Source organism: Tomitella cavernea (genome assembly GCF_016599145.1).
Classification (GTDB): Bacteria; Actinomycetota; Actinomycetes; order Mycobacteriales; family Mycobacteriaceae; genus Tomitella; species Tomitella cavernae.
Genome location: NZ_JAENKO010000115.1, coordinates 1 through 551 on the forward strand (window position 1 = coordinate 1; position 551 = coordinate 551).

Genomic DNA, 551 nt, shown 5'->3' on the forward strand with positions numbered 1-551 from the left:
TGGCAATCCCCTGTAACCGTGGAGGTCTGATTTTGCTGGACTGGCGCCTCACCGTCGGGGCTTTCCCGTCCCGGCTCCGCGGCGTCGCCCGCAGCCGGCGTCGAGGCTGGGCCGCAGGCCCACCCCGCAGGGGCCTGGCCTCGACCCCGGTGAGAACGGCGCCACACTCGCCGACAGGAAGGCACCCTGCCGCCCCATCTACGCCGCCTCCCGGCATGCGGCCAGAGCGTGCTCGTAGGCGACCGGCGAGATCATGCCCACCGACGAATGACGCCGGCAAGTGTTGTACTCCTCGATCCATTCCGATAGCCGGCGACGGGCCTCCGCCCTGGTCGGAAAGTGTTCCAGCGCACGTAGTTCGAACTCGAGCGTGGAATGCCAGCTCTCGATGACCGCGTTGTCGAGCGCCGAGCCGACCCGGCCCATCGACTGGGAGATCCCCAACCGCCGGCACGCCGCCTGAAAATCCCGCGCCGTGTACTCGCTGCCCTGGTCGGTATGCAGGATCACGCCCGCAACCTGCGACTTCCCGCCACGCACCGCGATCGCCA

At 69.0% G+C, this 551-nt stretch carries 1 protein-coding gene; it reads right to left on the minus strand.

What is annotated here, in order from left to right; translation table 11 throughout:
* Window positions 1–198 precede the first annotated feature (198 nt).
* Window positions 199–551, minus strand: a 353-nt coding sequence (locus tag JJ683_RS18720; RefSeq protein WP_207280384.1) for an integrase core domain-containing protein, incomplete at its 5' end; no start/stop codon positions are given.